Here is a 21066-nt window from a genome sequence, read left to right on the forward strand (position 1 = left end):
TTAAAGCGAAATCGAGCCGAGGCTGCTGCCGCCGCAGACAAACAGGGTCTGGCCGGTGATAAAGCCGCTCGAGGGTTTCAGGAAAAACAGGGTGGCGTCGGCGATGTCATCCACATTGCCGAGGCGCTGCACCGGAATGCTGGCGGCCAGGGCGCGCGCCTGGTCGCTGTCTTCCGCCATCACGTCGGTGAACATGTCGGTCACGATCGGGCCGGGGGCGATGGCGTTCACGGTGATGCCGTGCCTGCCGAGCTCCATGGCCCAGGTGCGGGTCATGCTGATGATGGCGGCTTTGGTGCCGGCATAGCTGGTGCGGGTCGGCAGGCCGACCACGGCCCGGGACGACATATTGACGATGCGGCCGAAGCCGGCGTCCTTCATGGCCGGCAGGAAGGCCTGGGTCAGGGTAATGGCGGCGCCGAGATGCAGGTTGGTGAGATAGTCCAGGTCCTCCAGCTTCACCTCCTCGATCAGCGACGGGCGGATCACGCCGGCGTTATTGACCAGTGACGTGACCTGATAGTCTTTGGCCAGTTCTTCGGCCACTTCGCGGGTGGCGTCCGGGTCGGCCAGGTCCACTTCGCGGAAGCTGAGATTGTCGTGGCTATAGTCGGGCTTGCCACGGGCCAGGCTGACGACATCATAGCCGGCGTCGAGCAGGTGGCGGCAGATGGCGGCGCCGATGCCGGCGCTGCCGCCGGTGACAACGGCTGCGGGACGTTCACTCATTTGTTTCTTCCTTCCTGTGGGCCCAGTAAACAGTGCGGCCCTTGTAATCCTGTTCGGCCGAAAGGCTGACTTCCGTGCCGGGTTGCGTATGTTCCTCGCCGAGGTTGACCATCATGACGGTGCCGTCCTCGAGCCGGACCGAGCCGATCGGCCAGGGCAGGCGCTCCTGAAAGAATTCCTCGAGGCTGTGATAGAGCGGTACGCTGGCGAGCAGTTCGCCTTCGGCCCGGATCTCCAGCCATTCCAGCTGGTCGGACAGGCATTCGCCGCAGATTTCGCGGACCGGATACTGGGTCTTGCCGCAACTGGTGCAGACGGGAAGCTTGATGGTCATTGGACGCCTCCCGTTTCCAGCACGGCGGCGGTGGCGCACAGCCCGCGGTCGTAGTTGATCATGCCATAACCGCTGACAGTGGCGCGTCGCGCGTTCGCGACCTGTTGGCCGAGGGCGCTGCCGGTCAGTTGGCGCAGCGCCTCGACCACGCCCATGTAGCCGGCGGCGGAGCCGGCCTGGCCGCAGGACAGCTGACCGCCGGAACTGTTATGCACCAGCCCGCCGCCGTCCCAGGTCAGCGGGTTGACCCGGGTGAATTCGGCGGCCTTGCCCTTGGCGCAGAATCCCAAGTCCTCCATCTGCATCATGGAGATGACCGGATAGTCGTCATAGGTATACAAGAGGTCCATATCTTTTGGCCCCACTCCGGCGCGCTCATACATGGCGGGGGCGAACGTCTTCCAGCCGGCGCGGTATTGCACGGCATCCTCGTCGCTATAGGCGTTGTGCAGTTCGTCGGCGGCGCGGATTTCCACATACGGCAGCTTCAGGCTTTTCGCCCGATCCACCGACATGACCAGAAAGGCCTCGGCCCCGGCACAGGGCATGACGCAGTCGAACATATGCAGCGGCCCGGCAATTGGCCGGGCGTCAAGATAATCGTCGAGGCTCAGCGGCTTTTTGATCAGGGCATGCTCATAGGCCTGCGCATTATGGCGCTGGGCCAGCGCGATACGGGCGAAATCCTCGCGCCTGGCGCCAAACTTGTCCATATAGTGTTGGGTGATCAGCGAGAAGGCGCCGTTGGGACCGGGCGCCCCGTAGGGATAGGCCGCGGCGGCAGAAAAAGTGCTGAAGTTTTCCACCAGTTCCCTGAAGCCTTCTTTTTTGTTGGTGTCGGCGCCGATGCAGGCGATCACCTCCGCGTCTCCGCTTTGCACCGCCCGGGCGGCCCGGCGCAGCGCCACCACACCGGAGGCGCCGCCGAGCGGGATCTGTTCGATCCAGCGCGGGGTCAGGCTGAAATACTGGGTCAGGGTAATGACGCTATCCGGGGCTAGGGTAAAGCTGGAGACGGCGAGACCGTCGATGTCCGCCTTTTCGATCCCGGCGCTGTTGACCAGTTCCGCCAGCGCCCGCCCCACATACCATTGCGCGCCATGCTCGCTGAAGCGGCTGTAAGGCACCGTGACCGGCACCACAAGGGCGACGCTGTCATAGGAGGCCGGTATGTTCCGCGGTTTGCTGGTCATATCCGTCCCCTAGTCCTTTTTTGGTCGTTTCTTCAGGTGACGAAGGTCAATGGCCTGGCCTTCTTCCACCAGTTTAGCACAAATTGACTTCACATCGCCGCGTTTGAGTTTTTTTGAGGCGGTCAGCGGCAACTCGTCGACAAAGGCGATATAGCCGGGGGTCTTGTAATAGGTGAGCTGCTCCATGGACCGGTCAAAAATGTCCCGGGCCAGTGCCTCGCCGGCGGTTTTGCCGGCTTTGGCCACGATCAGCGCCATCACTTCGTCGCCGCGCAGTTCGTCCGGGACCGGGGCCACGGCAACCGTGTCCACGGCCGGGTCCAGCAGCAGCACATTTTCCACCTCGAGGGCGGAAATATTCTCGCCGCTGCGGCGCACCACATTCTTCTTGCGGTCGACGAAGTAGAGCGACTTGTCGGCGCCTTCGCGGACGATATCGCCGGTGTGCAGCCAATTGTCTTCCCAGGCTTCTTCGGTGGCTTCGCTGTTCTGGTAGTAATGGTCGAAAAAACCGTAGCGCGGGTTATCCCCGGTGGCCCGGACCAGAAGCTCGCCGGGCAGGCCCGGGTCCACGTCGTTGCCTTCGTCGTCCACCAGCCGGTATTCCACCTCGTCGGTGGCGCGGCCGAAACAGCATTCGCCCACATGGCGCGGTTCATGGCTGGCGATGACGCAGCCGCCGCAACCGGATTCGGTCATGGCCCAGGCCTCGATCAGCGGGAAGCCGAACCGTTCCTCGAAGGCGGCATGGTGTTTGGGGTTGACGCCGGCGCCAAAGCCGAACCGCACCTTGTGGGCCTTGTCCTTGTCGCCCGGCTCCATATTGAGCAGGATCGCCGGCAATACGCCCAGGTAATGGATGATGGTGGCGCCACTGTCGCGCACGCTGTCCCACCAGCTTTTGGGATGGAAGCGGTCGAGCTGGATGATACAGCCGCCGACGCCCATCATGCCCATGGTGGAGCAGGCCAACGCATTCATATGCACCAGCGGCAAGGGGGTCAACAGCCGGTCCTCTCCCGGGTGCAGCTCGCAGTAACCGCCCACATTGCGGTACCAGTCGCCAAAGGCGATGAAATATTCATTGCTGAGCACGCAGCCCTTGGGATTGCCGGTGCTGCCGGAGGTGAACAGCATGGCGCATTCGGTGGCGGTATCAGGAATATGATCGAGCGCCGGACGCGTTGCCGGGGGCAACCCTTCCAGGGTGGCGGAACAAAGCGGTGGGTGTTCGGATTCTTGCTCAAGGGCGATGGCTTCCTCGACCAGCGTCATTTTTTCCGGCAGGCTGACCACCAGGTCGGCATCACCGTGGTAGATAATATAGTGCAGGTCCTGGGGACTGGCTTCCGCATTCAGGGGAATGATGCCGACGCCGAGCGCATTGAGGGCGAGCCAGTGGAAGAAAAAGTCGGCCCGATTCTCCAGCAGGATGGCGACCCGGTGCCCCACGCCATAGCCGGCCGCGCCATAGGCGGCCCGGCGCTGTTCCACTTCGCGGGAGGCCTCGGCGTAGGTGTAGTCTATCGCGCTGTCGCTATAGCTTTTCGCCGCCGACAGGGGGATATGGACGAAGGGGCGGTCGCCATAGGCCTCAACCGCTTTGGAAAAAACGTCAAAAACTGTTTTCATTTATTTTTATTTCCCTGAATCGATAGACATGAAGCGTAACACAGGCTATTATATATGAAAAGTAAAATTATGAAAATTCATACAAAGGTACATGCGTGACAAAAAGCGCCGACAACAGTTTCCTGGATAATTACCTGTCCCACCTGCTGGCCCGGGCGAGTCACCTGGTTTCGGAGGATTTTACACCAGTTCTCAAAAAAGCGGGAATCGACCGTGGCCGCTGGCGTATTCTGGCGGCGCTCAGTGACGTGGGGGAGATGACCATCGGCACACTGGCCAAGGCGGTCCTGATGAAGCAGCCGACCCTGACCAAGATCCTCGACCGCATGGAGGGGGAGGACCTGGTCAAGCGCCATAATGCGCCCAATGACCGCCGTTCCATCCTGGTCCGCATCACCGACCGCGGGCGCGACATGATCTCCGACCTGCTGGTCAAGTCCAAGGAGCATGAGGTACAAATTCTGCGAAGCTACAGCACAGAGGAGGAAGAGGTCCTCAAGCGTGTGCTGCGCACCCTGATTGAGCGGATGGAATAGGGATCGAGCGGATGGTGTGGGTCAGCACCTTAATCAATGCTGGCGCTGCTTTTCCCGGACCAGCTTTTCCAGAATTTCCAGAAAGCGTGAACGGTCGGCCTTGGTGAAGGTTGGGTTATAGCCTTTGCTTTCGCCGGTTTCCCGCCTATGCGCCTTGAGGTCGCGCATGGCCACGGCCATGCCGATATTCTCTTCCGAAAACGGCCGGCCGGTCGGGCCGAGCGCCACGGCGCCTTTGTCCAGGCAGCGTTTGGCGAGCGGAATATCGGCAGTGACGGCAATGTCCCGCGCCGTGATCTGCTCGGCGATCCAGTTGTCCGCCTCATCCGGGCCTTCGGACACGACAATCTTCTTGACGTTGGGGCCCACTTCCATGCGCAGCCACTGGTTGCTGACCAGGAAGGTCGGTAGCTTGTGGCGATAGGCCACCTTCAGGGCCTCGTCCTTGACCGGGCAGGCGTCGGCATCAATGTACAGGGCGGGTAACTTATGTTCACTCATCTGCGTCACTTCCACTTTTCCGCCCCCTTATAGCGCCTGTGCATGGTAAAATGATACTAAAGAATGATGATTTTGCCCGGGCGATACTACGCCTTGGTCCAATGGACCGGTGCGGCCCGGCGCGGTAAAATTTCAGCATATAGTGGAGGTATAATATGCAAAAGCTTGCAAAGAGCTATGTGAACGGGATTTCCGACAGGCCCCTGCGGTACCAGACCATCGGCGAGGCCTTTGACGAGGCAGTTGATCTGTACGGTGACCGCGAAGCCCTGGTGGTGCGCCATCAGGACATCCGCTGGACCTACAGCGAGTTCGCCAAACAGGTGGATGAGTTTGCCGCCGGACTGGTGGCGCTGGGCCTCAGGCCGGGTGACCGGGTCGGGGTGTGGGCGCCCAACTGCGCCGAATGGGTCATCACCCAGTTTGCCACGGCCAAGGCCGGAATCATCCAGGTCAATATCAACCCGGCCTATAGGCGTGCGGAACTGGAATATGTACTCAACAAGGTGGGCTGCAAGGCGCTGGTCACGGCCGCCAGCTTCAAGTCCAGCGACTATATTACCATGATTAATGACCTGGCGCCGGAGCTGGCCGATTGTACGCCGGGGGAACTGAAAGCAAAGCGGCTGCCGGAACTGAAGACGGTAATCCGACTCGGTGAGGACAAAACCCCAGGCTATTTCAATTTCTCCGACATCCCGGACCTTGCCAACGACAGTCATTATCAGCGGCTGGAGGCGCTGAAGGGGGTTCTCACTCCCGATGACGCCATCAACATCCAGTTCACCAGCGGCACCACCGGCTCGCCCAAGGGGGCGACACTGAGCCATTTCAATATCCTCAACAACGGCTATTTCGTCGGCGAGGCGATGAATTTCACTGAGCAGGACCGGCTCTGCATCCCGGTGCCGCTCTATCATTGCTTTGGCATGGTCATGAGTAACCTGACCTGTGTGACCCACGGGTCCTGCATGGTCTATCCCAATGACGGTTTTGACCCGCTGCTGACGCTGAAGGCGGTGGCCGAGGAAAGATGCACCGCCCTGCACGGGGTGCCGACCATGTTCATCGCTGAACTGGATCATCCGGAGTTGAAAAGCTTTGACCTGTCAAGCCTGCGCACCGGTATTATGGCCGGGGCGTCCTGCCCGATCGAGGTGATGAAGCGGGTGGTCTCCGACCTGCATATGAGCGAGGTGACCATCGCCTACGGCATGACCGAAACCAGCCCGGTCAGTTTCCAGTCGAGCCGCGACGACAGCCTGGAAAAACGGGTCTCCACCGTCGGCCGCATCCATCCCCATGTGGAAGTGAAAATCGTTGACGAAAACGGCCAGGTGACGCCGGCCGGGGTCCAGGGCGAGCTGCTGACGCGGGGCTACAGCGTGATGAAAGGCTATTGGGCCGATCCGGAACGCACCGACGAAGCCATCGACGAGGCGGGCTGGATGCATACCGGTGACCTCGCCACCCTGGACGAGGACGGCTATTGCAACATCGTCGGCCGGGTCAAGGATATGGTGATCCGCGGCGGCGAAAATATCTATCCCCGGGAGATTGAGGAGTTCCTCTATCGTCATGACAAAATCCAGGACGTGCAGGTGTTCGGGGTGCCGGACGCTAAATATGGCGAGGAACTGTGTGCCTGGATCTGTCTCAAGGAGGGGCAGGAGGCGGCGGCGGAAGAGATCAAGGAGTTCTGTTCCGGCCAGATCGCCCATTACAAGATCCCGCGCTATATCCGCTTTGTCGACGAATTCCCCATGACGGTGACCGGCAAAATCCAGAAATTCATCATGCGCGACAGCATGATCGAGGAACTGGGAATCGTTGAACAGAAAACCGCCTGAGGGCTGAGTAGAGGAGCCGCACAATGACCATTCCTGGCCTGATGCAGCAAAATGAATTGATGATTTCCTCCCTGATCCGCTATGCAGCGGAATATCACGGCACGACCGAAATCGTCACCCGCACCGTCGAGGGTCCGGTCCATCGCTATACCTATGCCGAGGCGGAACAGCGGGCCAGGAAGCTGGCCAATGCGCTGACCAACAAGCTAGGCATCAAATCCGGCGACCGCATCACCACCCTGGCCTGGTCCACTTACCGGCATTTCGAATTGTTCTACGGTGTGTCCGGCATCGGCTGCGTGCTGCATACGGCCAATCCGCGCCTGTTTGACGAACAGATCAGCTATATCGTCAACCACGGCCAGGGCCGTTATTTGTTCATCGACCTGGATTTTGTACCGCTGGCGGAGAAGCTGGCCTCCAGCTTCCGGGATGTGGAAGGTTATGTGGTCCTGACCGACCGGGATCATATGCCGGAGACCACGCTGGAAAACGTCCATTGCTATGAAGAGCTGCTGGCGGAGCAGAGCGGGGAACTGGAGTGGGCGGAGTTTGACGAGCGCAGCGCCTCGTCATTGTGCTATACCTCCGGCACGACCGGCAATCCCAAGGGCGTGCTTTATTCCCACCGCTCCACCATCATTCACGCCTTGGGCGCGGCGCAGAACAGCGCCTTCGGCCTGTCGGTCTATGACGTCATCATGCCCATTGCGCCCATGTATCACGGCAGCGCCTGGGGCCTGCCCTATATAGCCGCCATGCTGGGGGCGAAGCTGGTGTTCCCGGGGCCGAAAATGGACGGCGAGAGCATCCAGCAGCTGATCGAGAGCGAGGGGGTCACCTTCTCCTGCGCCGTGCCGACTGTCTTCACCATGCTGTTCCAGTATCTGGAAAGCAGCGGCAAGCGGGTCGACAGCCTCAGCCGCACCATGATCGGCGGTTCGGCCGTGCCCAAGGCAATGACCGAGAAATTCCTCAACGATTATGGCGTCAAGGTGTTGCAGCTGTGGGGCATGACCGAGACCAGTCCGCTCGGCACCATCGCCTCCTCGACGCCCGAAGTGGACAGGCTGCCCCCTGAAGAACGGGAAGAAATTCTCAGCAAGCAGGGCCGGGTGCAGTACGGCCTCGAGATCAAGGTGGTGGACGAGCAGGGCAATCCGGTGCCCCGGGACGGGCAGACTTACGGCGACCTGTGGGTGCGCGGTCCCTGGGTGGTAGCGGAATATTTCCGCGGCGACGGCGGCGCGCTGCTGGACGAGGACGGCTGGTTCCCGACCGGCGATGTGGTGACCTTGGACCAGTACGGCTATATCAAGATCACCGACCGGGCCAAGGATGTGATCAAGTCCGGCGGCGAATGGATCAGCTCCATCGACATTGAAAACCTGGCGGTGGGCCATCCCAAGGTGCTGCAGGCCGGGGTGGTGGGCGTTTACCATCCCAAGTGGGAGGAACGGCCGATCCTGATCATCCGCGCCGCACCCGGGGCGGAACCGACCGAACAGGAAATCCTCTCTTTCCTCGACGGCAAGATCGCCAAATGGTGGATGCCGGACCGGGTCTTTTTCGTCGATGAAATGCCCTTGACCGCGACCGGCAAAATCAAGAAAATCACCCTGCGCGAGACCTATAAAGATTGTTTGCGCGACTAGAATGACGTAAGCTCTGGCCGGTGAGGTTCTAGGAAGCAGGAAGCAGGTATGGCATTAAACAGGGTACTGATCGCGGACGATCACCCTCTGTTCAGGGAAGCGTTGAGCGATATTGTAAGCTCTGTCTATGAAGAAGACGTGGACTGTCTTGAAGTCTGCAACGTTGCGGAAACGCTGGCGGCGACCGACAGCGGCGAAAACTTCGACATGATTTTGCTTGATCTGTTGCTGCCCGGCGCCGAGGGATTTTCCTGCCTGATCAGCCTGCGCAACAAGCTGCCCTCGACTCCGATTGTCATTGTCTCTTCCACCGATCATGATGAAACGGTGCGCGAAAGCTTTTCCTATGGCGCCATGGGCTATCTGCCCAAATCCTCCTCGCGCGAGGTGATGCGCAATGCGCTCCGGCTGGTGCGCAGCGGCAACAGCTATATCCCGTCCCAGGCCCTGGGCGGTGGCGGGGAGCGCTCGCCCGAACAGATGCCGGTGACCGGTGGCGGTGCCGCGGCCATCGATGCGGAAAAGGCCAGCCTGACCCCGCGCCAGATGGCGGTGCTGGAGCTGTTGGCCGAAGGCAAGCCCAACAAGGTCATCGCCTACGAACTGGATATCTCGGAAATTACCGTCAAGGCCCATGTCTCGGCGATCCTGCGCAAGCTGCAGGTCAATAACCGCCTGCAGGCGGTTATTGCCGCCAAGAACCTTATCGCCCAGTCCTGAGTTTAAGATCAGTCCTGCAGTCCGGCCAGATTCTCACTCAGGGAATGATGGATCAGGCTCGACAGCCGGGCCGGCTTGACCGGTTTATAGAGCAGGGGAATGTCTTTACCGGCGATCCGGTCCGCCAGTTCCTTGTCCCGGTCACTGGTGATGATCAGTACCGGCAGCAGGGCTTCAAATTCCGCCTGTATCTCGGCGGCAGCATCCAGGCCGTTTACGCCGCCGTCCAGATGGTAGTCGGCGATGATCATGGCCGGTTCCAGATCGTTGCTGATCAGGTTGACGAGGCAGGCCTCGGCAGAGGCTCCGGCCACGGTGCGGCAGCCCCAGCTTCTGAGCAGCGCTTCCATCCCTTCCAGCACCTGGGGATCATTGTCGGTGACCACGATTACCCGCTCGCCCATCAGGTCCGGCAGGGTCGAGACGGCCGGTCGGCTGGTCTGGCCGGTTGCGACCTCTGCGGGTTCTCCCTTGTGCACGGTAACGGCAAACCTTGACCCTTTGCCCTCCACCGAGGCCACATGAACCGGCAGGCCCAGCAGCCGGGTGATCCGGTCGACGATGGACAGGCCGAGGCCGATGCCGCGGGTGCCGATGCTGCGGTCTTCATGGACCTGGGTGAATTCCTCGAAGATCGCTTCCAGCTTGTCCTCGCGAATGCCGATGCCGGTGTCGTGCACGCAGATCATGATGCCGTCATCGCTGTGTCGGCAACCGACCAGTATCCGTCCCCGCTTGGTGTAGCGGACCGCATTGCTGAGGAAGTTGCGGATGATGGTTTCCAGCAATCGTTCGTCGGAATAGATGACGGCGGAACAGGGCACCATGCGCACATCCAGGCCCCGGGTCTCCCCGGTCTTGATATATTCCGGCACAATCCGGTCCAAAAGGTCCTGGACCCGGAAATGGGTGAAGTTGGGTTTGATGCCGCCCGCGTCGAGCTGGGAAATATTCAGCAGGACACTGAGCAGATCATCCAGCGCGTCCAGCGAGGTGCTGATGCGCTGGACGGTCTCCTCGTTTCCATCGTCTGTTTCAGCCTCCAGCGTTTCCAGGAACAGCCGGGCTGCATTGAGCGGCTGGCGCAAATCATGGCTGGCGGTGGCCAGGAATTTGGTTTTACTGAGGTTGGCGTCTTCCGCCTGCTGCTTGGCGATGCGCAGGGCGTCCTCCACCTTTTCCCTGACGTCCAGTTCCTCCCGCAGCCGGGCATTAAGGATTTTCAGTTCCCGGGTCCTGAGCTCGACGGTTTTTTCCAGGTTGATGGCGGTCTGGAACAGGGAGAAACTGTCCCGTTGCTGGTCCATGTCCCGTTCCACGCGCTCCATCAGCACCTGGACGGTCTTGTTGAGCCGGGCGTTTTCCATCACCAAGCGTTTGATTTCCTCGTCACTCAAGCGGCTTGAACGTTCAGTCACGGACTTGCGCCTTTCTGCCGATAGCGATGCAGGAGAAGGAGTTGTTCATATGCAGCGTGTTGAACTGTTCACCAAAGGAGGCGAAACCGATCACATTGTTGGCCGCATAAATTTGCGACATTTCGTCCAGGATGCCCTGGATCTGGAAATTCATTTTCCGGGCTGCACAGTCGCAGCCGATCACCAGGGACAGGGGGCCGATTTCCGACGAGATATCACTGAAAAGTGTTTCGAGGTTTAACTGCGGGTCGTCGGGGCGGGCGATGCTGCAGACTACACCCTTGTCGATGGCGCAGGCAAACCTGATGCTGTGTTTTTCATGGTCGATTCCCATCACGCCGCGGGAAAAATAGGTGCCGCCGACCTTGACCATCACGGGATGTTTGCTGGCGATGACGATATCCAGATCCTGTTCTTCGACTCCGCACAGCCGGGCATATTCCTGGGACGCGGGCAGCCCGTTGATTTCCAGCACCTCACGGGTGATTGGATCGGCCTCGGTGATAACCGCCTTGGCGTCACTGGCCACATAATGATGGGTGTAGGACACCTGGAACGGCAGGTCGGTGTGAACCAGCATTACCACGGCACTGTCTGTGCGGAACTTTCCTTCATGGAAAATCTGTGTTTGTTTCAGCTTGAAGTCATCGGCGGTGGACCCACCGATCATACTGATTTCCCCAAGTTCACTGCCCAGCGAAGCGGTGACGCGCTCTTCGGCGTTGCTCAGGCCGTCGATCAGCATAAAGGCAAAGCTGTTGGAGCCGCTGACATTGTCTACCGCCCGGCGAAGCTCATGTTTCAGGCTGCGGCCGAATTCGATGCCGTCCTGGATGTTGAATTTGCTGATCCTGTCGTAGCGTTTGCTGACGCAGGTGAAATGGGTGCGGCTGAGCGCGGCCCCGGTGATGGAACCCGCATGATAGCCTTCGGGAGTGATTTCGCCGGCAGTGGTGCAGCCGATCAGCGGGATATCCCCGAACTGCCGGTTGAGCTCTTTTTCCAGCACGGCAGTGTCATATTCCGGGGAGCAGAAAAAGATCACGGCTTCGGGCCGTTCCTCAGCAATGCACAGGCCATCATAAAATTCCCTGACCGCTGTCCGCTCATCAGCGGACAGGGAAAAGGCCCTTTTAATTTCTGCGTCACAGGGATCAGTCATCTTGGTTCCATATCATCGTGTCTGATGCTGATTTTATCCGGTTCTGAAGCGATCACCAGAAAAAAGAGGTCCTTTCGCCGGGAAAGGACCTCCAGTCGTTTAAGGTCGTGAGGTAGTGGGAGAAAGTCTGCACTGCCGGCCGTCAGGCCATGATGCAGACTGACTTTGTCTGGGTATAGAGTTCGAGAACATCCTTGCCCAGCTCGCGTCCGTAACCGGACTGTTTGAAGCCGCCAAATGGCATGGCGACATCAAGAATATTGTGGCAGTTAACCCAGACGGTGCCGGCCTTGATCTTGGGGACGAAGCGCATGATATTGCCCACATCCCGGGTCCACAGGCTGGCGCCGAGGCCGTAAATGCTGTCATTGGCCAGTCTGGTAATTTCGCTCATGTCGGAATAGCGCTGAACACAGAGCACCGGGCCGAAAATTTCTTCCTGGACCACTTTCATGTCCTGGGTGGTATTGCCGAGAATGGTCGGTTCCACGAAATATCCGCTGTCGCCGCGGCGTTTGCCGCCGGTGATCACTTCGGCGCCTTCCTCGCGGCCGATATCGATATAGCCCATCACCCGCTGGAACTGGGTTTCAGAGACCAGCGGATTGACCATATTGTTGGCATCGAGGCCCGGTCCGATGGACATGGAGGAGACGGCTTCCGCCACGCCGTTGATGACCTCATCATAGAGGTTGTCCGGCACATAAAGGCGCGAACCGGCGCAGCAGACCTGGCCCTGGTTGAACATGATGGCGCTGGCAGCGCCGGGGATGGCGACGCTCAGGTCTGCATCGGGCAGGATGATGGCCGGGGATTTGCCGCCCAGTTCCATGGAGACTTTTTTCATGCTGTCGGCGGCTTCGCGGGCAATGATCTTGCCCACTTCGGTGGAGCCGGTGAAGGCGATTTTATCCACTTCCGGATGGGCGGTCAGCGCCGCGCCGGCAGTATGGCCGTATCCCGGAACGATGTTCACAACCCCGTCCGGGAAGCCGGCTTCGCAGATCAGTTCACCCAGACGCAGGGCGGTCAGCGGCGTTTCCTCGGCCGGTTTCAGGACGATGGTGTTGCCGCAGGCCAGCGCCGGGGCCATTTTCCAGGCGCACATCAGCAGCGGGAAGTTCCAGGGAATGATCTGGCCGACTACGCCGACCGGCTCGCGCAGGGTATAGCCGAAAAATTGGGCTTCGGGCGTTTTCGGGGTGCTCAGCGGCAGCACGTCACCGGCAATTTTGCTGGGCCAGCCGGCCATATAGCGGAAGGTTTCGATGGCCACATTGATATCGACCATGCGGGCGATGGCCTTGTTCTTGCCGTTGTCGATCGATTCCAGTTCCGCCAGTTCGTCGGCATTTTCCTCAATCAGGTCGGCCAGGCGATGGATCAGGCGTTCCCGGGCGCTGGGAGTCATATCCCGCCAGGCGTCGTCTTCAAAGGCGCGGCGGGCGGCGAGCACGGCCTGGTTGATATCTTCCTTGTCGCCTTCGCAGATGTCGGTAATGACCTTGCCGGTGGCAGGGTCGATGGTGGTGAAAGTCTTGCCGGAAACGGCGGATACCCATTTGCCGTCAATCAGCATCTGCTTTGTGCCGGAGATGAATTTTCCGGCTTTTTCTCCCAGTGCAGATTTGCTGTCGGTTACTGCGTCCATTTGTCTCTCCATTCCATATTTTGTGGCCATTTTTCTGGATTTTACATCCTGCAGTCCGCCAGTCATTGAACAGGCATCGCGCTTTCGGGCCGCCGGGTAAAATTGTCAGCCAGGATTATCCCATGTCCGGGGAAGTCAGAAAACTAGACCTTGGGATCACGGCCTGACTTGCATGAGCTATTGAAGTTGTTCCTAACATCTTGTAATATAGGGAAAACTTTATAAGCGACGGCGGCAGGAACAGGGTCTGATACTATAGTATTAATCCCTGTCTTTTTTTTGATCCCTTTGTCTACTGGTGAAAAACGGCCTGCAGTCGCTATAATCGGGACGTGAGACTATGGTCTCCGTATATAAGTCCATTGATGGACGGGATGAAGAAATACCTTGAGGGAGGATATTTCTTTATTATCCATCCCACAACGACCAAGGGAAGAGACAAATGCTGTTTAACAAATCCGACACCGCAAGACATGCCTTTAAAGCCGCCCTGGCCGCTTCTACGGCTTTTGCCGCGCTGGCCACATCAGGCGCATACGCCCAGGAAGAAGAGAAAAAATCTTCTTCAATCTTCATGGAAGAGGTGGTGATTACCGCCCAGAAACGTGAGCAGTCCGCGCAGGATGTGGGTATCGCGATTACCGCCCTGTCCGGTTCACAGCTCAAGGCGCTGGGTTATACCAACGCCCAGGAAGTAACCGCTCTGGCCCCCGGGGTTGCCACCCTGCAGCCCAACGGCGAAGCCAACTATGCCATCGGTATCCGCGGTGTCGCCAATAATGATTTTACCACCAACGTGGAAAGCCCGGTCGCCGTCTATGTGGACGAGGTGTATATCAGCCAGATGTCCGGCGCCGGCTTCCTGCTGTTTGACGTGGACCGCGTCGAGCTGCTGCGCGGCCCGCAGGGCACCCTGTTCGGCCGTAACGCCACCGGCGGCCTGGTTCACTATATCACCGTCAAGCCGAACCTGGATGAATTTAACGGCTACGGCAGTGTCTCCTACGGCAGCTTCGAGCGCATGAAGTTCCAGGGCGCCGTCGGCATTCCGGTCAATGACAAGTTCGCGCTGCGCGCCTCCTTTGCCACGCACCAGGGTGACGGTTATGTGACCAACCGGTTGAAACCGGATTCAAAACTGAACAACGCCAACGAAAGCGCCGGTCGTCTGCAGGCGCTGTTCCAGCCGACTGACGAACTGGAAATCCTGCTCAACGCCCGCTTTGGTCAACAGGATATTCGTACCGGTTTCTTCGAATATGAATCCGCTGTCCTGCCCACCGGAGACGCTACACCGGGCGTTCCCAACGTGGATCTTGATGGTTATGTGGATCTGGATGGTGACAACTTTGCCGGTGATTATAACCGTCAGGGCCATAACATCCTGGATACCGAAGGCTATACCGCCACTATCAAGTGGGACCAGGATTGGGGCACCCTGACCAGCATCACCGACTACCAGACGGTAAAGCGTGACTATATTGAGGATTCCGATGCTTCGCCGTTTGACTATTTCAACTTCTTCCTGACCACGGATTCAGAACAGTTCTCCCAGGAACTGCGTCTCAACGGCGAAACCGATAACCTGAAATGGGTGACCGGCTTTTACTATATGGATCTGAAAGTCCGCGACTCCAACGGCGGTATTATGCCGGGACTGTTCCAGGCTCTGATCGATGTGGGGGCGTTCGAGCCTGATATTCCCGCTGGATTGCCGCTAGCGGACGTTGGCTTCAATGGTATTTACAACCCCTATGAAACCGATACGGAAACCTGGTCCCTGTTTGCCCAGCTGGAATATCAGCTTTCTGATGAGCTGGCTTTGATCGGCGGTTTCCGCTGGATCGAAGAGGACAAGAGCCATCATTATGACAACCTGCTGATGTGGTATCCGGATACGTCCGACAGCGGGCAGGATCCGAATGCCGCGGTTATTGCGCCGGCATTGCCGAATGTGCCTTATGATGGCAGCCGCAGTGACAGCAACTGGTCAGCCCGGGCCCAGATCAACTATACACCTACAGAAGACCTGCTGGTCTATGCCAGCTGGAACCGGGGTGTGAAATCCGGCGGCTATAACGCACCGCTGCTGCCCAGTTCGTTTGCCGTGACCGAGCCCTTCATGACCTATGACCCGGAAAAACTCGATGCTTATGAAGTCGGTTTCAAGTGGGACACCATGGACGGTCGTCTGCGCATCAATGCGGCAGCCTACTACTATGATTATAACAACTATCAGGCCTTCTCCATCATCGGACTGGATACTTCAACCCTGAACGCCCAGGCGGAAAACAAGGGCTTCGAGGTGGAAATCCAGGCTAACCCGGTTGACGGCCTCGATCTGAACTTCGGCATCGCCTATACCGATGTGACGGTCTCCGAGGTAACTGGTCTCACTACTAATGTGGACACGGACGGTGACGGTGTTGACGATGTGGACAGCCTGTTCCCGGTTGGCACCGAGGTGAAACCGGTGCAGACCCCGAAATGGAACCTGAACGGTTTGATCCGCTATGAATTTGATGCCGGTGAAGGTCGTGTGGCCCTGCAGGCGGATGGCCAGTATCGCGCCAAGCATTACTTTGCCCTGACCAACCTTCCGGCGTCGACCCAGGACGGTTATTTCATCGGCAACGCGTCTGTGACCTACTATTCACCGGATGAAAACTGGAGCGTCCGCGCTTTTGTGAAAAACTTCACGGATGAAAATTATCTGGTGCAGACCTTCGACCTGTCCGGGAACGTCACCAATGGCGGCCTGTTCGGTCTGATCGAGAAATATTATGGCATGCCGCGCACCTGGGGTGTCAACCTGACCTATAATTTCTGATCCTGACGGAAATTGTGTGAAGCGAAAGCGCGGCCTTCGGGTCGCGCTTTTTACTTGTCTGCGCGTTAAAGGACGGACACAATAACACAACCGGCGCAACAGCCGGACAGAGGGGCCTATGCGAAAACTGAAACTGACCCACCCTGATTTCCAGGACCTGACCGAACAAAAGGCCGCCAAGGTGCTGGAGATCCTTGAAGCAACCCAGTCCCTGCTGATCGAGGAAGGCTATGCCGGTCTGTCCATGCGCAAGGTCGCGGCCCGCTGCAACATGACGGTGGGCAACCTGACCTATTATTTCGCCACCAAGCAGGACTTGGTTCATGTGCTGCTGGATGTGGCGCTCGAGGGCTATACGGACGATATCCGGGAGATTATGGCCGACAGCAGCCTGACCGGGGAGCAGCAGCTCGCGCAGGGTCTGGAATTCATCATGCAGGACCTGCTGACCCGGGAAACCACCCGGTTCTTTCCCGAACTCTGGGCCATGGCTAATCATGATCCGGTGGTCAATGGCGAGGTGCAGGGCCTTTACGACCGGGAACAGGGGTTGATCAATCAGCTGATCGCCAAGGTCAGGCCGGACCTCGGGGCCGATGACCGGAAAAAACTGGCGCTCTATATTTCCGCGGCAATCGAGGGACACACCATATTTATCGGCCATGACAAGGGCTGGAACAGCAAAAGCCGCGAGGTGATTGACCTGGCGGTACAGAATTTCCTGGACCTGGTCCGGAACTGGGGGAAAAGCGCCTGAGGCAAGACGGCGCCTTGCCGGGTGACGCTTTAGTATTATTGACTAAATTTGTGGATTTTGGTATTTAGGACGAGTGTACTAATTTATCTTGATAAATATTCGGGAGTCGGAAATGAAGAGGAAAGCCCTGATTGGTGCCCTGTGTGCAGCTTGTGTGTGGCCTGCCGTGGGTCAAGCGGAACTGGAAATCGAGGAGATTCCCAATGTGGCGACGCTCCCGTCTGACTATCCATCGGACTGGATCTTTGTGGCGGACGGCAATTTCAATGCCATGATCGACGGCAAGATCGTCCTGATGGACATCGGGTCTGAAAACCGACACTACAAAGGCTCTTTCGGCGCAGCCATGTTCGGCGCTTTCCTGCAGTCAAAGGACGGTAAGGAACTTTATTCCGCGCAGACCTTCTACAGCCGCGGCACTTATGGCGAGCGCACCGATGTTCTGACCATTTATGACAAGGAAAACCTGGCGCCGGTCGACGAAGTCATCCTGCCGAACGGTCGCGGCCAGTTCATGCCGCAGAAGGGGACCCTGCAACAGACCGGAAACGGCAAATTTGTGCTGGCCTTCAACTTCACGCCGGCCGCGTCCGTCTATGTGATCGACATTGCCGCGCGCAAAATTGTCAATGAAATCCCGATCCCGGGTTGCAGCCTGGTCTATCCCACCGGCAAGCAGGGTTTTGCCACCATGTGCGGTAACGGCACCTTTATGAGCCTGGCGCTTGGCGATGACGGCCAGATCTCTGAAAAGGAGGTGACGGAAAGCTTTAACGACATCGACAATAACGCCATGTTCATGAAAATGGGCCAGATCGATGGAGTGGCCTATTTCCCCACCCTCAAAGGGGATGTGATGCCGATCGACCTGAACGGCAAGACCGCCAGGAAACTGCCGTCCTGGTCCCTGATTCCCGAAGAGGATAAAGCCCAAAACTGGCGTCCCGGCGGCTGGTATCTGGTGGCCGATGACAAGCAGGGCCATCTCTATGTGCTGGTGCATGAGGGCGGCGTCGAGGGCAGCCATAAAAACGGCGGCTCCGAGGTCTGGGTCTATGACGTCAAGAAAAAGAAACGCATTGACCGGATCAAGCTGAAGACCTGGGGTGTCTCCATCGAGGTGACCAATACCAAGAAGCCGCTGCTGGCGGTGGTCAACGCCGAATTCACCCTGGACGTCTATGATGCCGGGTCCGGCAAGCATATCCGCAACATTGCCGTGAATGATACGGCGACGCCGTTCATCATGTATGCGGTCGAGGAAAATCAGTAATGATCGATCCGGTCTTCATCTCCACCGGAAGCCTTTTTGTCGGGCTGCTGCTGATTGTTTCAGCCCTGCATAAAGTGCGTCACCTGGATGACTTCCGGCGGGCCGTTCGGGGATATGAACTTGTGCCGCCGGCGCTTGAAGTTATCCCGGTCCTGCTGCTGCCGCTGGTGGAAGCGGTTGCCGGGCTCGGATTGCTTGTGCCGGCGACGGCCGCCATGGCGGGATTTCTGGCGGCGGGGATGTTTGTCCTTTATGGGCTGTTGATCGCCGTCTCCCTGTTCCGGGGCAAGCTGGAAATCGACTGCGGCTGTCATTTCGGACAACGGGAAAGCCGGCTCAGTTTCTGGATGTTGCCGCGCAATGCGGTTCTGGCCCTGCTGGCCCTGTTGCCGGTTGTTCCGGTGGCGGAGCGGTCATTTGTACCGGCTGACTTCATCAATATTGCCGGCGGGGTTCTGTTCCTGGGGCTCATCTATATGTGCCTGGAGGAATTGCTCTCCAACAGGTCCCACTATCTAAACTATATTCTAAAGAAGGAGCAGCTGCATGGTTGAGGCTCTGATTGTTTCCCAGGTCTTTTTGTGGATTGCCGTGATCGGTCTCGGGGTGCTGTGTTTCGCCCTGACCCGCCAGATCGGTGTGTTATATGAGCGCATTGCCCCGGCGGGCGCCCTGTCCATGAACGAAGTTCTGAAGCCGGGCGAGGACGCCCCGTCCATGAGCCTGCCGACCCTGACCGGGGTGATGCAGGAAATCGGCGGAACGCGGGACGGTAAACGCAGCCAGCTGCTGTTTTTCCTGTCACCGGATTGTCCGGTCTGCAAAAGTCTGCTGCCGGCGGTGAAATCCATCGCTAGGGCGGAAGGTGACTGGCTGGATGTGATCCTGGCCAGTGACGGCAGCGACCAGGCGCACAAGGAATATGTCAAGGCCCAGGGGCTTGAAGCATTCCCCTATGTAAGTTCTGAAATTCTCGGCCGCCAGTTCGGTGTAGCCAAGCTGCCCTACAGCGTCCTGATCGATGAGAAGGGAAAAATCGCCTCCATGGGGCTGGTCAACAGCCGGGAGCATCTGGACAGCCTGTTTGTGGCCAAACAGGAAGGCGTCCATTCCATTCAGGACTATCTCAACAAACGTGAACCGGCCTAAAGAGTTGGAGAGGAACCATGAGTATTCTAGACAAACTGACTGAAAAAATGGCCCGCAAAGTGGCGCAGAAAAGTTCCCGTCGCGGCTTTCTGGCCGGGTTTGGGACGGCTCTCGTCGGCGCGACCGCGTTTCCGGTGTTGCCGGTCGCCCGCGCCTCCACCGGCGCCACGGGCGGTTATCCCGGCGTGGCCCCGCAGAGCACCGGCAATCCGGAGGATCCGGGTGATCCCACCAGCTGCGATTACTGGCGCTATTGCGCCATCGACGGCTTCCTCTGCAGTTGCTGCGGCGGCAGCCAGAGCGCCTGTCCGCCGGGAACGGAAATGAGCCCGATTACCTGGATCGGCACCTGCCAGAATCCGGCCGACGGCAAGAATTATATCATTTCCTACAACGACTGCTGCGGCAAGACCAGCTGCGGGCGCTGCATGTGCAACCGCAATGAAGGCGACCGTCCGATGGTTCGTCCCCAGGCCAACAATGACACCAACTGGTGCCTGGGCACCGAAAGCAGCATTTACACCTGTTCCACAGCTGTGGTCATCGGTCTGGCGCTGGAGCAATAGGATGAAGAAACTGATTGCAGGCCTGGTCTGCCTCGGGCTGGGGGTGGCTGCGTCCGCCTCTGCCGCACCGGCCAAGACCGGCGCCCAGCTGTATAAACGTTGTTCCGCCTGCCACCTGGCCACCGGACAGGGTGTTCCCGGGGCCTATCCGGCCCTTGCCGGGCGGCTGCAGCCGCTGGCCGCCAGCGAGGCGGGCCGGGAATATCTGGTGCTGGTGCTCAAGGCCGGCCTGATGGGCCCGCTGACCGTTGACGGCGTCGCCTACAGCAGCATGATGCCGGGACAGGCCGCGGCCCTCAAGACTGACGGCATGGCCAAAGTGCTCAACTATGTGATGGAAGAGCTGAACGGCCTGAAAGACCAGGACGACTGGACCCCTTTCACTGAAGAGGAAGTGAAAGCCATCCTCGACAATAATCCCAAAGTCCGGGCCCGTGATGTGATGAACAAACGGGCCGGCGTGTTCGGAACCGACTAGGAGACTGCGGATGGGACGCCCGCTGTACAGGATAGTGATGCTGCTGGGCCTTGGCTGTTATCTGGCCGGGGCCGGGGCCCTGTCCGCCATGGCGGGCAATTTGCCGCCCAAGGTCAACTGGATGCTGAATTGCCAGGGCTGCCACAAGCCCGATGCCAGTGGTGTGGTCGGTGAAGTGCCGTCCATGAACGGCTATGTCGCCAAATTCCTGTCTGTGGAGGGCGGCCGGGACTATCTGGCCCGGGTGCCGGGCGTCGCCTTTTCCCCGCTTTCCGACCAGCAGACCGCCGAGCTTTTGAACTGGATGCTGGCCACTTACGACCCCGACAATCTGCCGCAAGATTTCAAGCCCTACAGCGGCGAGGAAGTGCATCGCCTGCGCCAGTCTCCGCTGATGACTGAAGCGGCGGAATATCGCGCGCAGCTGATGGAAAAACTGGACCTGCAATAGTCCGGCCGTATTCCACAGCATGCAATGAGGCCCGGATCCTCGAAAAATATGCTATACTCTGGCTCTGCGTGTCTGCGACAGAGAATGACGTCAAACAGTCTAAATTATATGCACTAAAATTAGGCAGTCTAAATATTAGGCATTTTTCCATCTTTATTGCGGCGGAGAGTCGTAGAAATAT

At 58.7% G+C, this 21066-nt stretch carries 20 protein-coding genes; 12 read left to right on the forward strand and 8 right to left on the reverse strand.

Features of this window, described 5'->3' with window-relative positions:
* From FIV46_RS12815 to FIV46_RS12830, 4 genes are read right to left on the reverse strand one after another with little or no spacing between them, the layout of a single operon-like run.
* Entirely contained in the window at positions 1-729 is a 729-nt protein-coding gene (locus FIV46_RS12815) for an SDR family NAD(P)-dependent oxidoreductase (RefSeq protein WP_139941326.1), read from the reverse strand.
* On the reverse strand, positions 722-1063 hold the full coding sequence (locus tag FIV46_RS12820) for a Zn-ribbon domain-containing OB-fold protein (RefSeq protein WP_139941327.1): 342 nt from the start codon (positions 1061-1063) through the stop codon (positions 722-724). The genes FIV46_RS12815 and FIV46_RS12820 overlap by 8 nt, the downstream gene beginning before the upstream one ends.
* Positions 1060-2256, reverse strand: a complete 1197-nt coding sequence (locus FIV46_RS12825; protein WP_139941328.1) for a thiolase family protein — start codon at positions 2254-2256, stop codon at positions 1060-1062. The genes FIV46_RS12820 and FIV46_RS12825 overlap by 4 nt, the downstream gene beginning before the upstream one ends.
* 9 nt (positions 2257-2265) lie before the next feature.
* Positions 2266-3888 carry an AMP-binding protein gene (locus FIV46_RS12830; protein WP_139941329.1) on the reverse strand — a complete coding sequence of 541 codons (1623 nt, stop codon included), beginning with the start codon at positions 3886-3888 and terminating at the stop codon, positions 2266-2268.
* A 95-nt stretch (positions 3889-3983) separates the two neighbouring features.
* On the opposite strand from FIV46_RS12830, the gene FIV46_RS12835 reads away from it, so the two are divergent.
* Positions 3984-4424 carry a MarR family winged helix-turn-helix transcriptional regulator gene (locus FIV46_RS12835; RefSeq protein WP_139941330.1) on the forward strand — a complete coding sequence of 147 codons (441 nt, stop codon included), beginning with the start codon at positions 3984-3986 and terminating at the stop codon, positions 4422-4424.
* 33 nt (positions 4425-4457) lie between these two features.
* On the opposite strand, the gene FIV46_RS12840 is transcribed toward FIV46_RS12835, so the two are convergent.
* A complete protein-coding gene (locus tag FIV46_RS12840) occupies positions 4458-4925 on the reverse strand; it encodes a YaiI/YqxD family protein (protein WP_139941331.1) in 468 nt (155 codons plus the stop codon).
* Positions 4926-5080: 155 nt separating this feature from the next.
* Between FIV46_RS12840 and FIV46_RS12845 the strand changes: the two genes are divergently transcribed.
* Genes FIV46_RS12845 through FIV46_RS12855 form a run of 3 tightly spaced genes read left to right on the forward strand, consistent with a single transcriptional unit; the run spans position 5081 to position 9150 of the window.
* Complete coding sequence (locus tag FIV46_RS12845) at positions 5081-6775, forward strand: AMP-binding protein (RefSeq protein ID WP_139941332.1); 1695 nt, start codon at positions 5081-5083, stop codon at positions 6773-6775.
* Positions 6776-6798: 23 nt separating this feature from the next.
* Complete coding sequence (locus FIV46_RS12850) at positions 6799-8430, forward strand: long-chain-fatty-acid--CoA ligase (RefSeq protein ID WP_139941333.1); 1632 nt, start codon at positions 6799-6801, stop codon at positions 8428-8430.
* Positions 8431-8478: 48 nt separating this feature from the next.
* Positions 8479-9150: a LuxR C-terminal-related transcriptional regulator gene (locus FIV46_RS12855; RefSeq protein WP_139941334.1), complete on the forward strand. Its 672-nt coding sequence runs from the start codon at positions 8479-8481 to the stop codon at positions 9148-9150.
* 8 nt (positions 9151-9158) lie between these two features.
* Here the strand turns inward: FIV46_RS12855 and FIV46_RS12860 are convergent, their stop codons facing one another.
* From FIV46_RS12860 to FIV46_RS12870, 3 genes are all read right to left on the reverse strand, one after another.
* On the reverse strand, positions 9159-10568 hold the full coding sequence (locus FIV46_RS12860; protein ID WP_139941335.1) for a hybrid sensor histidine kinase/response regulator: 1410 nt from the start codon (positions 10566-10568) through the stop codon (positions 9159-9161).
* Positions 10561-11730, reverse strand: coding sequence for an FIST N-terminal domain-containing protein (locus FIV46_RS12865; RefSeq protein WP_139941336.1), 1170 nt, complete (start codon positions 11728-11730; stop codon positions 10561-10563). The genes FIV46_RS12860 and FIV46_RS12865 overlap by 8 nt, the downstream gene beginning before the upstream one ends.
* A 142-nt stretch (positions 11731-11872) precedes the next feature.
* Positions 11873-13381, reverse strand: a complete 1509-nt coding sequence (locus FIV46_RS12870) for an aldehyde dehydrogenase family protein (protein WP_139941337.1) — start codon at positions 13379-13381, stop codon at positions 11873-11875.
* 442 nt (positions 13382-13823) lie between these two features.
* Between FIV46_RS12870 and FIV46_RS12875 the strand changes: the two genes are divergently transcribed.
* The 8 genes from FIV46_RS12875 to FIV46_RS12910 all read left to right on the forward strand — a co-directional run bounded on the left by FIV46_RS12875 (position 13824) and on the right by FIV46_RS12910 (position 20885).
* Positions 13824-16211 carry a TonB-dependent receptor gene (locus FIV46_RS12875; RefSeq protein ID WP_139941338.1) on the forward strand — a complete coding sequence of 796 codons (2388 nt, stop codon included), beginning with the start codon at positions 13824-13826 and terminating at the stop codon, positions 16209-16211.
* A 118-nt stretch (positions 16212-16329) separates the two neighbouring features.
* Complete coding sequence (locus FIV46_RS12880; RefSeq protein WP_139941339.1) at positions 16330-16968, forward strand: TetR/AcrR family transcriptional regulator; 639 nt, start codon at positions 16330-16332, stop codon at positions 16966-16968.
* A gap of 112 nt (positions 16969-17080) precedes the next feature.
* Complete coding sequence (locus FIV46_RS12885; RefSeq protein WP_139941340.1) at positions 17081-18241, forward strand: amine dehydrogenase large subunit; 1161 nt, start codon at positions 17081-17083, stop codon at positions 18239-18241.
* Entirely contained in the window at positions 18241-18795 is a 555-nt protein-coding gene (locus FIV46_RS12890; RefSeq protein ID WP_139941341.1) for a MauE/DoxX family redox-associated membrane protein, read from the forward strand. Before FIV46_RS12885 ends, FIV46_RS12890 begins: the two co-directional genes overlap by 1 nt.
* Positions 18788-19390 (forward strand): redoxin family protein, encoded by a 603-nt coding sequence (locus tag FIV46_RS12895; RefSeq protein WP_139941342.1) that lies wholly within the window; start codon positions 18788-18790, stop codon positions 19388-19390. Before FIV46_RS12890 ends, FIV46_RS12895 begins: the two co-directional genes overlap by 8 nt.
* 17 nt (positions 19391-19407) lie before the next feature.
* On the forward strand, positions 19408-19956 hold the full coding sequence (locus tag FIV46_RS12900; RefSeq protein WP_139941343.1) for a methylamine dehydrogenase light chain: 549 nt from the start codon (positions 19408-19410) through the stop codon (positions 19954-19956).
* Position 19957: 1 nt separating this feature from the next.
* Positions 19958-20434, forward strand: coding sequence for a c-type cytochrome (locus FIV46_RS12905; protein ID WP_181163233.1), 477 nt, complete (start codon positions 19958-19960; stop codon positions 20432-20434).
* A 10-nt stretch (positions 20435-20444) separates the two neighbouring features.
* Positions 20445-20885, forward strand: a complete 441-nt coding sequence (locus tag FIV46_RS12910; RefSeq protein WP_139941345.1) for a c-type cytochrome — start codon at positions 20445-20447, stop codon at positions 20883-20885.
* The last annotated feature ends 181 nt before the right edge of the window (positions 20886-21066 follow it).

It is taken from the genome of Emcibacter nanhaiensis (genome assembly GCF_006385175.1).
Lineage (GTDB): Bacteria > Pseudomonadota > Alphaproteobacteria > Sphingomonadales > Emcibacteraceae > Emcibacter > Emcibacter nanhaiensis.